The 12288-nt window shown below is 65.2% G+C and carries 15 protein-coding genes; 2 read left to right on the top strand and 13 right to left on the bottom strand.

Annotated features, from left to right (window positions below):
- Window positions 1-38 precede the first annotated feature (38 nt).
- The 11 genes from QRN13_RS07705 to folK form a co-directional block, all read right to left on the bottom strand.
- Window positions 39-1277: a serine hydrolase domain-containing protein gene (locus QRN13_RS07705; protein ID WP_284877463.1), complete on the bottom strand. Its 1239-nt coding sequence runs from the start codon at window positions 1275-1277 to the stop codon at window positions 39-41.
- 15 nt (window positions 1278-1292) lie between these two features.
- Window positions 1293-2240, bottom strand: a complete 948-nt coding sequence (gene era / locus QRN13_RS07700; protein WP_284877462.1) for a GTPase Era — start codon at window positions 2238-2240, stop codon at window positions 1293-1295.
- On the bottom strand, window positions 2237-2947 hold the full coding sequence (gene rnc / locus QRN13_RS07695; protein WP_284877461.1) for a ribonuclease III: 711 nt from the start codon (window positions 2945-2947) through the stop codon (window positions 2237-2239). The genes era and rnc overlap by 4 nt, the downstream gene beginning before the upstream one ends.
- The gene (lepB, locus tag QRN13_RS07690) at window positions 2947-3840 is read right to left on the bottom strand and encodes a signal peptidase I (RefSeq protein WP_284877460.1); all 894 of its coding nucleotides are present in this window, start codon (window positions 3838-3840) and stop codon (window positions 2947-2949) included. The genes rnc and lepB overlap by 1 nt, the downstream gene beginning before the upstream one ends.
- Window positions 3841-3895: 55 nt before the next feature.
- Window positions 3896-4297, bottom strand: coding sequence for a holo-ACP synthase (acpS, locus tag QRN13_RS07685; protein ID WP_284877459.1), 402 nt, complete (start codon window positions 4295-4297; stop codon window positions 3896-3898).
- Window positions 4294-5034, bottom strand: coding sequence for a pyridoxine 5'-phosphate synthase (locus tag QRN13_RS07680; protein WP_284877458.1), 741 nt, complete (start codon window positions 5032-5034; stop codon window positions 4294-4296). Before QRN13_RS07680 ends, acpS begins: the two co-directional genes overlap by 4 nt.
- A gap of 4 nt (window positions 5035-5038) precedes the next feature.
- The gene (gene pyrE, locus QRN13_RS07675; protein ID WP_284877457.1) at window positions 5039-5623 is read right to left on the bottom strand and encodes an orotate phosphoribosyltransferase; all 585 of its coding nucleotides are present in this window, start codon (window positions 5621-5623) and stop codon (window positions 5039-5041) included.
- Window positions 5624-5673: 50 nt separating this feature from the next.
- Window positions 5674-6432 carry an LOG family protein gene (locus QRN13_RS07670; protein ID WP_284877456.1) on the bottom strand — a complete coding sequence of 253 codons (759 nt, stop codon included), beginning with the start codon at window positions 6430-6432 and terminating at the stop codon, window positions 5674-5676.
- Window positions 6429-8675 (bottom strand): RelA/SpoT family protein, encoded by a 2247-nt coding sequence (locus QRN13_RS07665; RefSeq protein ID WP_284877455.1) that lies wholly within the window; start codon window positions 8673-8675, stop codon window positions 6429-6431. Before QRN13_RS07665 ends, QRN13_RS07670 begins: the two co-directional genes overlap by 4 nt.
- A gap of 47 nt (window positions 8676-8722) precedes the next feature.
- Window positions 8723-9082, bottom strand: a complete 360-nt coding sequence (gene rpoZ / locus QRN13_RS07660) for a DNA-directed RNA polymerase subunit omega (RefSeq protein ID WP_017504892.1) — start codon at window positions 9080-9082, stop codon at window positions 8723-8725.
- A gap of 84 nt (window positions 9083-9166) precedes the next feature.
- Window positions 9167-9730, bottom strand: coding sequence for a 2-amino-4-hydroxy-6-hydroxymethyldihydropteridine diphosphokinase (gene folK / locus QRN13_RS07655; RefSeq protein WP_284877454.1), 564 nt, complete (start codon window positions 9728-9730; stop codon window positions 9167-9169).
- Between folK and QRN13_RS07650 the strand changes: the two genes are divergently transcribed.
- Window positions 9729-10265, top strand: coding sequence for a LabA-like NYN domain-containing protein (locus tag QRN13_RS07650; protein ID WP_284877453.1), 537 nt, complete (start codon window positions 9729-9731; stop codon window positions 10263-10265). The two genes, folK and QRN13_RS07650, sit on opposite strands and share 2 nt — an antisense overlap.
- The gene (locus QRN13_RS07645) at window positions 10262-10900 is read left to right on the top strand and encodes a uracil-DNA glycosylase (protein ID WP_284877452.1); all 639 of its coding nucleotides are present in this window, start codon (window positions 10262-10264) and stop codon (window positions 10898-10900) included. Before QRN13_RS07650 ends, QRN13_RS07645 begins: the two co-directional genes overlap by 4 nt.
- 3 nt (window positions 10901-10903) lie before the next feature.
- On the opposite strand, the gene smpB is transcribed toward QRN13_RS07645, so the two are convergent.
- Complete coding sequence (smpB, locus tag QRN13_RS07640; protein WP_055809902.1) at window positions 10904-11377, bottom strand: SsrA-binding protein SmpB; 474 nt, start codon at window positions 11375-11377, stop codon at window positions 10904-10906.
- Window positions 11377-12261: a 4-hydroxy-tetrahydrodipicolinate synthase gene (dapA, locus tag QRN13_RS07635; protein ID WP_161639163.1), complete on the bottom strand. Its 885-nt coding sequence runs from the start codon at window positions 12259-12261 to the stop codon at window positions 11377-11379. Before dapA ends, smpB begins: the two co-directional genes overlap by 1 nt.
- Between the last annotated feature and the right edge of the window lie 27 nt (window positions 12262-12288).

The following is a 12288-nucleotide window of genomic DNA, read 5'->3' as shown; positions in this document are numbered from 1 at the left end:
CTACTCCTGTTCTCCTCGCCGGGAAACAGTCGGGCGCCTCAGCGCGCCAGTGTCGTCGGAAACTCGTGGCCCAGGGCCTCGGCCATCGCCTGCTGGCTGATCAAGAAGACCTGGTCACGCAGGTGATAGTTGTTGGACAGGACGATCACCGTCACGTCGGCGTCCGGCTGATAGAGCATCAGGTTGCGGAATCCGCCCCAGCTGCCGGTGTGGTAGATCTGGCGGTCCTGGAAGCTGGGCCGCACTTGATCGCCAAGACGGTTGGCGAAGATGCCGAAACCCCAATCCCGACGCGGATGGCTGCGTTCGTTCGGCTTCGTGTCGGCCGGCGCGTGGTCAGCCAGCATCTGCTGATAGCTAGCGGGGGTCAGCAGGCCGCCGCGGTGCAGCGCCCTTTGCCAGACCAGCAGATCGTCCAGCGTCGAATAGACCGCGCCGGCGCCCGCCACGATAGAGGTGTTGGCGTTCGGCTGGGCCGCCAGACCGCCGGGGAAGTTGGCGTAGCCCATGATGACGCGGTGATCGCCGCCATCGAGATCAAGCCCGCTATCCTTCATGCCGAGAGGCTTGAAGAAGGTCTCGCGCATATAGGTCTGGAAGGGCTTGCCGCTGGCCTTTTCGACGATGGCGGCGGCCAGATTGAAACCGGCGTTGTCGTACTGAACCTTGGCTCCCGGCTCAAACCGAAGACCGAACCGTTTCGAATCCTCGGTCAGGTCGTCCAGCGTCGCCGGCGTCGTGCGGCGCATGCCCCAACCGGGCCGCGCCATCAGGTCGGGAATGCCCGAAGTATGCGACAGAAGATGGCTGATGCGGATCGGCCCCCAAGCCTGCGGACAGGGCTGGATCCATTTGCAGACCGGATCGGAGACGTTCAGCTTGCCCTCGTCCTGAAGCTTCAGGATCGCCGTCGCCGTGAACTGTTTGGAAATCGAGGCCAGGCGGAAGCGCGAGCCCAGCGCCAGCGGCTGATTCTGCTCATAGTTCGCCTTGCCATAGACCTGGCGGAACAACACCCGGTCGCCCTTGGCCACCAGAACCGCGCCCATGAAGCGTCCTGAAGCAGCTTCGCGATCCAGGCGCGCCGCGAGCTGCGGTAAGTCCTGCACTACGACCACGGGTGGTCGCGGCGGCGCATCGGCGCGCTCGGTCGCCAGTTCCACATCGGTCTTGGGCGCCACGGCCGTGGCGATGCCGCCCCAGACCGCGCCGCCAAGGATCAGCGCCCCGAGGACGCCCAGAACGAGCCGGGGATGCCCCCCGGCGGTACGCGGCACATCAAACACAGGAACTCAGATGTCGAAATCCAGACCGAACTGGGCATAGAGGGCGCGGCTGTCCTGCCATTTCGGATCGACCTTGACGGTCAGGAACAGGTGCACCTGACGGCCGAGGATTTCGTTAAGCTCCTCGCGCGCCTTCTGGCCGATCCATTTCAGGGTCTGGCCGCCCTTCCCGAGAACGATGGGCCGCTGGCTCTCGCGCTCGACATAGATGGTCTGTTCGATCCGGGCCGAGCCGTCGGCGCGATCCTCGAAACTGGTCGTCTCCACCGCCGCCGAATAAGGCAGCTCCTCATGGACGCGCAGATAGACCTTCTCGCGCGTGATCTCCGCCGCAAGAACCCGCACCGGCACATCAGCGGCCTGATCCTCGGGATACAGCCACGGCCCGTTGGGCATGGACAGGGCCAGACGCTGCTTCAGGTCCTCGACGCCGTCGCCGTTGGCGGCCGAGATCATATACACCTCGGAATAGACGCCGCTTTCGAACAGCTTCTGCGACAGGGCCAAGAGGGTGTCGCGGCGCATGCCGTCGATCTTGTTCAGCGCCAAAACAACCTTGGTCCCGCTGGCCTGCAGGTTGGCGATAATGGTCTCGGTGTCCTCGGCCGAGCGACGATCGGCCGCCGTGCCCTCCCGGCCTTCGGCGTTGATGTGCGACTGGGCGTCGATCAGGTGAACGACGATGTCCGCATCTTCCGCGCCGCCCCAGGCTGAGGCGACCATGGCCCGGTCCAGGCGACGGCGCGGGGTGAAGATGCCGGGCGTGTCGACCAGCACGATCTGGGCGTCGCCTTCCATAGCGATGCCGCGCACGGGGAAGCGCGTCGTCTGCACCTTTTGCGTGACGATCGAGACCTTGGATCCGGTCAGCCGGTTCACCAGCGTGGACTTGCCGGCGTTGGGTGCGCCGATGATGGCGGCAAAGCCTGCGCGCTGGTTTTCGATATCGGTCAAATGACGCCTTCACGTTTGAGGAGAGCCGTTGCGGCCGCCTTCTCCGCCTCCTGACGCGAACGCCCTTGCGCGGTCAAGGGCTGCACGTCCTGCACGGACACTTCGACGGTGAATGTCGGCGCATGGTCCGAACCCGTCCGATCGGCGACGCGATAGGTCGGCAGCGGCCGCCCCAACCCTTGCGCCCATTCCTGAAGCGCCGATTTCGGATTGGTCACGGTGCGGGATGGCGGCGCCGACAGTTCGTCGGACCAGGCCCGTTCGAAAACGGCCTTGGCGGCATCCAGCCCGCCGTCCAGATAGACCGCCGCCAATACGGCCTCGACCGCATCGGCGATGACGCCGGCCTTGCGGCGCCCGCCGGTCTTGGTCTCGCCGGGCGATAGCCGCAGCGCGGGCCCCACGCCCAGCGCCTCACCGACGCGGGCGCAGGCGCCCTTGTCGACCAGGGCGTGCAGGCTGGACGACAGCTGGCCCTCGTCCGCCGTCGGAAACTGAGCCGACAGGCGCTCGGCGACCAGCAAACCCAGCACCCGGTCGCCCAGAAACTCCAGCCGCTCGTTGTCGCGTGGACCGTGGATGCCGACCGGCGCCCCCTCGCCCACGCTGGCGTGTGTCAGGGCGCGCTCCAGCAGGGCCTTGTCGTTGAACCTGTGTCCCAGGCGAGTTTCCAGCGCCGCGACCGCTTCGGCTCTCAGATTGGCCATCAGTGCAGAACGTTGAAGAACCGGTCGAGCCGCACGTTGAACCAGCTGACCGGGTTCCACAGCGACGAACCGGGCTTCCACGAGAACAGGATGATCTGCGCCTTGCCGACCAGGTTCTCGGCCGGGACCATGCCCACGCCGCTGGACTGCTCGACACGGCTGTCGATCGAGTTGTCGCGGTTGTCGCCCATCATGAAGTAGTGACCGGCCGGGACCTCATAGACGGGGGTGTCGTCCAGGTCGTTTCCGGGACCGAAGTCCTGGGTCATGAAGCTCTTGCCTTCCGGCAGGGTCTCGCGGACCTCCGTCACCGGGCGCGGGCCGAAGATGTCGTTGATCTCCTGCTCGCTGACCACGACGTCCTGCACCGGCTTGTCGTTGATATACAGCTTGTTGGCGGTCATCTGAATGCGGTCGCCGGGCAGGCCGATCACGCGCTTGATGAAGTCGGTCTTGCTGTCGCGCGGCAGCTTGAACACGACGATGTCGCCGCGCTTGGGCGCCGAGCCCATGATCCGCCCGTCGAACAGCGGCGGGCTGAACGGAATCGAGTGTTTGGAGAAGCCATAAGACCACTTCGAGACGACGATATAGTCGCCTTCATACAGGTTCGGCTCCATCGACGCCGACGGAATGGTGAAGGGCTGGAACAGGAATATCCGCAGCACCATCGCGATCAGCAGGGCGAAGACGATGGTCTTGAAGATTTCGCCGGTTTCACTGGCCGCCGAGGTCGCCTTGTCGCCGCCCTTGGGCGTCTTGGCGTAGACCTTCTGGTTCGCCGTCGTGGGCTCCTGCACCGACTTGATCGGAGCGTCCGCTTCCGAGGCCGCAAATCGTTCTTCGGGCGTGGCGTCGCGATTGGCGTCGTCGGGCTTTTGGTCTTCGCTCATGCGATCAGGCATCCTCGCCGCGTCCGCGCGGTCATCGCGCACGCCTATAACCTGATTACGACTGCGGCAAGGCTTCGATCACCACGAAGGCGAGCGCATAGGGATGTTCGTCGCTCAGCGTCAGGTGGATTTTCGCCTCGTGTCCGGGCGGCGTCAGACGCGCCAGATGCTCGGCTGCGTGGCCGGTGAGCGCCATCGTCGGCTGGCCCGAACGCAGGTTCACCACCCCCATGTCGCGCCAATAGACATCGGCCCGCATTCCCGTGCCCAGCGCCTTGGCGCAGGCCTCCTTGGCGGCGAAGCGTTTGGCGTAGCTCCAGGCCTGGTCCGGCTTCCGATCCGATCGGGCGCGTTCCAGTTCAGTGAAGCAGCGGGTCTTGAAGCGATCCCCGAACCGATCAAGAGACGCCTGGATACGTCGGATGTCAGACAAATCTGCGCCGACGCCGATGATCATTTGGCTGCATCCATCGCCGCTCGCATCCGGCGGATCGCCCCGTCCAGGCCGATGAAGATCGAGTCGCCGATCAGGAAATGGCCGATGTTCAGCTCGCGAATTTCGGGAATCGCCAGCATGCGCGGGGCCGTGTCGTAATCCAGACCGTGACCTGCATGGACCTCAAGCCCCAGGATGTCGGCCTGGTGGGCGGCGGCGGCCAGGCGTTCGAACTCGACCTCTCGCTCTGCCGGATCGGTCAGGTGGCAGTAGCGGCCGGTGTGGAACTCGACCACCTTGGCGCCGACGGCGGCGGCGGCCTCGACCTGCGCTTCGGACGGTTCGATGAACAGAGACACCCGGATGCCGGCGTCCGCCAGCGCCTTGACCACGGGCGCAATCCGTCCTTCGTGACCGGCGACAGCCAAACCGCCTTCAGTCGTGACCTCCTCGCGCCGCTCGGGCACCAGACAGGCGGCGTGGGGCCGGTGGCGCAAAGCGATGGCCAGCATCTCGTCCGTCACCGCCATTTCCAGGTTCAGCGGCTTGCCGGCGCGAGCGCACAGGGCGCTCAACACATCGATGTCAGCGTCGGTGATGTGGCGGCGGTCTTCGCGCAGGTGGGCGGTGATGCCGTCGGCCCCAGCCGCCAGCGCCGCCTCGGCCGCGCGCGCCGGATCGGGATGCGTCCCTCCCCGCGCATTTCGCACCGTGGCGACGTGGTCGATGTTGACGCCCAGCCTGACCCGTTCGCGCATGGCTCTACTTCGACAATCTGCGGCTGCCGGGATCTTCCACCGGAAGCGCGGCCAATTCAGGCGGAAGAGCGTCGGCCGGATAGGCGGGCACGTCCAGCGACGCCAGAGCGACCAGCGGCACACCCACATCCGCCTTGCCGCCCGAGCGATCGACGATACAGGCGGCGGCGATCACCTCGCCCCCGGCGGCCTGGATGGCGGCGATGCATTCGCGCGACGACAGGCCGGTCGTGACGATGTCCTCGACCATGACGACCTTCTCGCCGGGCTCGACCGAGAACCCGCGACGCAGTTTGAACGCACCACCCTCGCGCTCGACATACATCGAACGGACCTTCAGGTGTTTGGCCGTCTCGTAACCCGGGATGATGCCGCCCACGGCCGGTGAGATCGCGACATCGACCGGGCCGACCGCAGCAGTGATCTTGTCCGCCAGCGCCTTGCACAGCCGCTCGCAGCGCGCCCCGTCCATGAAGACAAGATTCTTCTGAAGGAAGACCGGGCTGTGCAGACCCGACGACAGGACGAAATGGCCTTCGCGCAGGGCGCCGGCGTCGCGAAACTCGTTGAGGACGTCTTCAGTGTTCATGACAGGGTTCTAGACCCGGATCGCGCGCGGATGAACCCTGCGGCGACGCTTCATTCGATGTTTTCGTTCGGCCGCAGCCCGCGCGCGAGCAGTTCGGCCCAGACGCCCTCCGCGTCCTCGGCGAAACCGATCAGGTCCAGGTCGGAGGCCGCGATCATTCCATATTCGACCAAGGCGTCGAAACCGATCACCGAGGTCCAGTAGGCCTTGTCCACCAGAACGACCGGAACCGGCGGCGCCTTCTTCGTCTGGCGCAGCGTCAGCATCTCGAACATCTCGTCGAAGGTGCCGAAGCCGCCGGGAAACACCACCAACGCATTGGCCCGCATCGCCAGATGCATCTTCCGCATCGCGAAATAGTGGAAGCGGAACGTCAACTCCGGGGTCGAATAGGCGTTCGGCTCCTGCTCATGCGGCAGGGTGATGTTGAACCCGACGGATGGCGCGCCTGCGTCCACGGCGCCGCGGTTGGCCGCTTCCATGATGCCCGGGCCGCCGCCGGTGGCGATGACATTGTCCCGGGGTTCGCCGACGCGACCTCGCAATGCTCCGCCGCGCTCGGACGCCAATCGACCAAAGGCGCGGGCCTCTTCATACCAACGATGCCCTTCGCGGATGCGCGCGCTGCCGAAGACGACGAGGGTCGAGCGCACGCCCCAGGCCCTCAACGCCTCCTCGGGCTTGGCGTATTCCATCAGGAATCGCACACCGCGCATCGAATCGCCCAGCAGGAAGTCCTGATCCATCGCCGCCATGCGATAGGACGGCGAGGCCATCTGCGCCGCGTTCAGCTTTATCGGATCGCTCATTCGCCGCGCGCGCGCTCGACGGAATCGACCGACGGATTGGCCCTCAGCGCCGCCATGATCATTGTCGCATGCTTGGCGTCTTCGACCTCGACATCCACGTCCACGTCGAAGAAGTCCTGCTGACGGTGGGCCATCGACAGGTTGATGATGTTGCCGCCAGCCTCGCCGATCAGGGTCGTGACCTGACCCAGCACGCCTGGCGCATTTCGGATCGTCGCGCGAATACGGGCGGCGGCGACCGCGTCCGTCTCGGCCTGAGGCGTCCATTGCAGGTCATGCCAGACCGAGTCGTCATCGGCGAAGGCGGCCAGGGTCTGGCAATCAATGGTGTGGACGGTCAGGCCAGATTCGGGCTCCAGAATGCCGACGATCCGGTCGCCCGGAACGGGCGTGCAGCATTGGCCGAAATGAACCGACACGCCCGGCGTCAGCCCCCCGCCGCGCACGAACAGCCGCGCCTTCTCGCCCTCGATGCGCTGCTTCTCGGGCCCGGCCTTCAGCCGTCCCTTCAACGCGGGGAACAGGATTTCGGCCGCCGTCGTCGGCGACAACCGCCCGCGTCCCAGGCCTTCGAACAGATCGTCGTCGCTCGCGACCGCCAGCAGCTCCAGAACCGGCTTCAACGACACGTCGGTCAGGCTCTTGTCGACCCGGCCCAGGGTTTGATCCAGCGCGACGCGGCCCAGCTTGATGAACTCTTCGCGCTCGGAGGTGCGGATATGGCGGCGAATGGCCGAGCGCGCGCGGCCTGTGACCGTCAGGCTGCGCCAGTCGGCAGGCACTTCGCGCTTAGAGCCGCGAATGATCTCGACCACGTCGCCGTTCTGGAGCGGCGTGCGCATGGGCTTCAACTCGCCATTGACCTTGACCCCAACGGCGGTGTCTCCGACCTCGGTGTGGACGGCATAGGCGAAGTCCAGAGGCATTCCCCCGCGCGGCAGGGTGACCAGTTGCCCCTTCGGCGTGAAGACGAAAACCTGGTCCAGATACATTTCCAGCTTGGCGTGCTCGACCCAGTCCTCGCCGCCCTCGCCGTGCTCGATCACCTGAACCAAGTGTCGCAGGTTCTGAAGCGGGTCACGCCCGCCGCCCTGTTCCATCGCCTCGCGGTCGAAGCCGTAGGAATGGTTCTTGTAACGCCAGTGGGCGGCGACCCCGTCCTCGGCGATCCGGTCCATGTCCTCGGTGCGGATTTGCATCTCGATCCGCAGGCCCCGGGGGCCGACGACGGTCGTGTGCAACGAGCGATAGTTGTTCGACTTAGGCGTCGAGATGAAATCCTTGAACCGCTCGGGCACCATCGGCCATTCGCGGTGGATCACACCCAGCGCGCGATAGCAGTCGTCCTCCGCCTCGACGATGACGCGGAAGCCGTAAATGTCCGACAGGGACGAAAAGCCGACCGACTTGCGCTGAAGTTTGCGCCAGATCGAATAGGGCGTCTTCTGTCGGCCATAGACATTGGCCTTCAGACCCGCCTCGGATAGGACCCGCTCGACCTCGCTCGCCACGCCGTCGATGGCGCGACCATGCTCCAGCTTCAACGCCTCCAGCCGCCGCTCGATGGCGGTCTTGGCCGTTGGATTCAGATGGGTGAAAGCCAGTTCTTCCAGCTCGGACGCGATCGAGTGGATGCCAATCGACCGGCCCAGGGGCGCATAGACTTCCAACGTTTCGCGGCTGATCCGCTCGCGCTTCTCAGGCTTCACGAACTGGAGCGTCCGCATGTTGTGCAGACGGTCGGCCAGCTTGACCAGCAACACCCGCACGTCACGGCTGATGGCCAGGATGAACTTGCGCAGGTTCTCGGCCTGGCGCGTGTGTTCGGCCTGAAGCTCCAGCCGCGACAGCTTGGTCACGCCCTCGACCAGGACCGCGACCTCTTCACCGAACATGCCGGCGATGTCGTCGCGCGTCGCCGAAGTGTCCTCGACCACGTCATGCAACAGGGCGGTGACGATGGTGGCGGTGTCGAGCTTGTAGTCGGTCAGTATGCCCGCGACCTGAATCGGGTGGGCGAAATAGGGATCGCCCGAGGCTCGCAACTGCGAACCGTGCATCTTCATCGCATAGACGTAGGCGCGGTTAAGAAGCGCTTCGTCGGCGGTAGGGTCGTAGGCCTTGACCGCCTCGATCAGCTCGAACTGGCGCAGGATCGGCGCACGCTTGGGCTGCGGCGCCGGATCGGCGAGCGCCGTCTGAGGGTCGTTTTTGTTTGCAGCTTGAGGCGCCGGCGGAACCATTTCGGTCCGCGCCGGCAGGATAGTGACGCCAGGGGCTCCCTCGGGCGTCAGTACCGCTCCTCCTGACCGCCGTCGCGGTCGCTTTGCAGGGCGCGGATCAGTTCCGCCTCGGCCATGTTCATGTGCTGCGGCGAGGCCAGCAGAGCGACCGTTTCGGCCTCATCCTCGGCTTCCGTTCGCTCATCGACGCGTTGCAGCGTGGTGATGATGGTCTCGCGCAGTTCGTCCGGCACGACAGTGTCGTCGGCGATTTCGCGTAGGGCGACGACGGGGTTCTTGTCGTTGTCGCGGTCGATCGTCAGGGCGGCGCCGTTGGCGATGCTGCGGGCGCGGTGGCCAGCCATCAGCACCAGGCCAAAGCGGTTCGGAACCTTCTCGATGCAGTCTTCGACGGTGACGCGGGCCATGAAATTCCTCGAACGCGGGGGAGAACCGCGTCAAATACAGATGAGGACGGCTTTTTGCAACGCCACAGGGGCGGAAGTTGGGCGTCAGGTCGGGCGGGCGTCGGCGCCGATGGGGGCGGAAGCAGCCAGATCGCTCGCAGCCCCGCCATGCGGATGCACCCAACTCGGCGCGATCTCGGCGATGGGGCCCATGACGAACCGCCGCTCGGCCGCGCGAGGATGGGGCAGGATCAGCCCCTCTAGATCGCCACTCAGTCGTCCGTAGGCGATCAGGTCCAGATCCAGCGTCCGCGGCGCATTGCGGACCGATCGTTCGCGGCCGAACGCGTCCTCGATCCGGCCGAGCGCCGCCATCAGGGCATGCGGATTTTGTTCTGTGCGGACGATGACCACGCCATTCAGGAAGGCTGGATCGTGCGGATCAGGCCAGGCCTGGGAAGACCACCACGACGAGCGTGCGACGACATCGATCCCTTCGCTACGAAAACGCGCGAGCGCCGCCTCCAGCGCTTCGGTGCAGGACGACCATGCCCCCTTGTCATTGCAGCCCAGGGCCACGATGACTGCATCATTCAGGTCGAACCCGTCATCGATTCCGACGGCGACCGCGCGATCCGATTTTTCATCTCTTTCGACGGCTTCGACCATGTTTCATCCCACCGACCGGTTGGCGATCTTTATCGACGGCTCGAACCTCTACTCCGCCGCCCGCGCCCTGCAGCACGACATGGACTTCCGGCGGATGCTGGACTGGTTCCGCGAGAGGTCCATCCTGACCCGCGCATACTACTATACGGCCGTGGTCGAGGGCGAAGAATTCTCGCCGGTGAAGCCGTTGGTGGACTGGCTCGACTACAACGGCTTTTCGGTCGTCACCAAGCCGGTGAAGCGGTTCACGGACAATAGCGGCCACAGCCGGATCAAGGGCAACATGGACATCGAGATCGCGGTGGACATGCTGGAGCTGGCTCCGCACATCGACCATGCGGTGCTGTTCTCCGGCGATGGCGATTTCCGGCGAGTGGTTCAGGCGATCCAGGCCAGGGGCGTGAGAGTCACGGTCATTTCGACCCAGAAGACCCAGCCGCCGCATATCGCTGACGAGCTGCGTCGTCAGGCCGACGCCTTCCTGGACCTGAACGATCTGCTGGCCGACTTCGGCCGACCGAAGGCCGCCCAATGACAGTTACGCCCGAACCGCCCCGCGACTGTCCCCTGTGCCCGCGCCTGGTCGCCTATCGTCAAGAGAATGCGCGTCAGAATCCAGACTGGTGGAACGGTCCCGCCGCCTCGTTCGGTGATCCGAACGCACGCCTGCTGATCGCCGGTCTCGCGCCCGGCCGTACCGGCGCCAACCGGACGGGACGTCCCTTCACCGGCGATCACGCCGGCTGGCTGCTGTACGACACCCTGAAGAAGGCCGGCTTTGCGCACGGCCATTACGATCCCAACGGCGACGATGACCTGACGCTGACGGACTGCATGATCACCAATGCGGTCCGATGCGCCCCGCCCGGGAACAAGCCTCTGCCGATCGAGGAGACGACCTGCCGTCCCTTCCTGATCGACCGGCTCAAACTGCTGCCGAATCTGAAGGTGATCGTGACCCTGGGCGACGTCTCGCGCCGCAATATCCTGAAAGCCTTCGGGCGGCCTGCGTCAGCGATGCCGGCGGGTCACGGGGCGCAGGGCGAAGCCGGCGGATACGTCATTCTGAACAGCTATCACTGCTCCCGGTTGAACACGAACACCGGTCGCCTGACGCCGCAGATGTTCGAGGACATCTTCGCGCGCGCCCGAACCCTGATCGAGGCCTGAGCCTCAGCCCTTGTCGCGCATCAGGCGGGCCTTGTCGCGCTGCCAGTCGCGTTCGGCCGAAGCCTCGCGCTTGTCGTGCAGCTTCTTGCCCTTGGCCAGCGCGATCTCCAGCTTCGCCTTGCCTGCATCGTTCAGATAGAGCTTCAGCGGAATGATCGTCTGGCCGTCGCGCTGGACCGCCCCCATCAGCTTGTCGATCTGCTTTCTGTGGAGCAGCAGCTTACGCGGCCGGCGCGGTTCGTGGTTGAAGCGGTTTGCCTGTTTGTATGGCGGAATATCGGCGTTGATCAGCACAATCTCGCGCCCCTCCACCGCCGCATAGCTTTCGGCGATATTGGCCCGGCCGTCGCGCAGCGCCTTGATCTCGGTGCCCAACAGCTGAATCCCGGCCTCGATATTGTCTTCCAGGAAATAGTCGAACCGCGCGCGTCGGTTTTCGGCGATGACCTTGGACTTCGATTGCGGCTTGGGCGCCATCAGATGACGCCCGCCGCCGCCATGGCGCGGTCGATAAAGGGTTTGACCGCATCGGAGGTCGGCGACAGCGGCAGGCGCGCCTCCTCGTTGCATAAGCCGAGCTTGGCCAGGGCGTATTTCGTCGGCGCGGGCGAGTTGTCCAGGAACAGCGCCTTGCACAAACTAATCAGTCGGTCCTGCCAGTCGCGTGCTGTCGCATAATCTCCGGCAGTCATCGCATTGTGCAAGGCGACCATGGCCTCCGGCGCGACATTGGACGCCACCGAGATTAGGCCGACGCCGCCATGGGCGTGGTAGCCGAGATAGCTGGGGTCGTCGCCCGAGATGAGGTCGAACTGGCCATCGATGTTCGCTCGCATCCAGCTGACGCGGCTCATGTCGCCCGTGGCGTCCTTGATGCCGACGATGTTGGGGTGGGCCGCCAGCCGCGCCACCGTCTCATTGGACAGATCGGACCCCGTCCGGCCCGGCACATTGTACAGCAGGATCGGCAACTGCACGGCGTCGGCCACCGCTTCGAAATGCGCCGCCATGCCAGCCTGGGACGGGCGAATGTAATAAGGCGTGACGATCAAAGCCCCATCCGCGCCCACCGTCTTGGCGTGGCGGGTCAGGTCGATGGCTTCCTTGGTATAGGGCGATCCGGTGCCCGCAATGACGGCGACGCGCCCGGCCGTCAGACGCACGCACAGCTCGATGACGTGCTTGTGCTCATCCAGGTCCATGCTGGCGCCCTCGCCCGTCGTGCCCATCGGGACGACGCCGTGAACCCCTGCGGCGATCTGACGCTCGAGCAGTTTGGCGAATGCGGCTTCGTCCACGTTTCCGTCACGAAGTGGTGTGATCAGGGCGGTGATCACGCCCTTGAACAAGGGGGCGTTCATGAGACTAAGCTGGCCTGCGTGGGGAGT

Source organism: Brevundimonas sp. MEB006b, from assembly GCF_030209705.1.
GTDB lineage: Bacteria > Pseudomonadota > Alphaproteobacteria > Caulobacterales > Caulobacteraceae > Brevundimonas.
This window is presented reverse-complemented; position numbering and strand designations above follow the sequence as displayed.

Excerpts from the sequence above, each read along its gene's own strand:
- rnc (WP_284877461.1), bottom strand. The coding sequence starts at position 2,947 with ATGGCCAATCTGAGAGCCGAAGCGGTCGCGGCGCTGGAAACTCGCCTG.
- lepB (WP_284877460.1), bottom strand. The coding sequence starts at position 3,840 with ATGAGCGAAGACCAAAAGCCCGACGACGCCAATCGCGACGCCACGCCC.
- acpS (WP_284877459.1), bottom strand. The coding sequence starts at position 4,297 with ATGATCATCGGCGTCGGCGCAGATTTGTCTGACATCCGACGTATCCAG.
- QRN13_RS07680 (WP_284877458.1), bottom strand. The coding sequence starts at position 5,034 with ATGCGCGAACGGGTCAGGCTGGGCGTCAACATCGACCACGTCGCCACG.
- pyrE (WP_284877457.1), bottom strand. The coding sequence starts at position 5,623 with ATGAACACTGAAGACGTCCTCAACGAGTTTCGCGACGCCGGCGCCCTG.
- QRN13_RS07670 (WP_284877456.1), bottom strand. The coding sequence starts at position 6,432 with ATGAGCGATCCGATAAAGCTGAACGCGGCGCAGATGGCCTCGCCGTCC.
- QRN13_RS07665 (WP_284877455.1), bottom strand. The coding sequence starts at position 8,675 with ATGGTTCCGCCGGCGCCTCAAGCTGCAAACAAAAACGACCCTCAGACG.
- rpoZ (WP_017504892.1), bottom strand. The coding sequence starts at position 9,082 with ATGGCCCGCGTCACCGTCGAAGACTGCATCGAGAAGGTTCCGAACCGC.
- QRN13_RS07650 (WP_284877453.1), top strand. The coding sequence starts at position 9,729 with ATGTTTCATCCCACCGACCGGTTGGCGATCTTTATCGACGGCTCGAAC.
- folK (WP_284877454.1), bottom strand. The coding sequence starts at position 9,730 with ATGGTCGAAGCCGTCGAAAGAGATGAAAAATCGGATCGCGCGGTCGCC.
- QRN13_RS07645 (WP_284877452.1), top strand. The coding sequence starts at position 10,262 with ATGACAGTTACGCCCGAACCGCCCCGCGACTGTCCCCTGTGCCCGCGC.
- smpB (WP_055809902.1), bottom strand. The coding sequence starts at position 11,377 with ATGGCGCCCAAGCCGCAATCGAAGTCCAAGGTCATCGCCGAAAACCGA.
- dapA (WP_161639163.1), bottom strand. The coding sequence starts at position 12,261 with ATGAACGCCCCCTTGTTCAAGGGCGTGATCACCGCCCTGATCACACCA.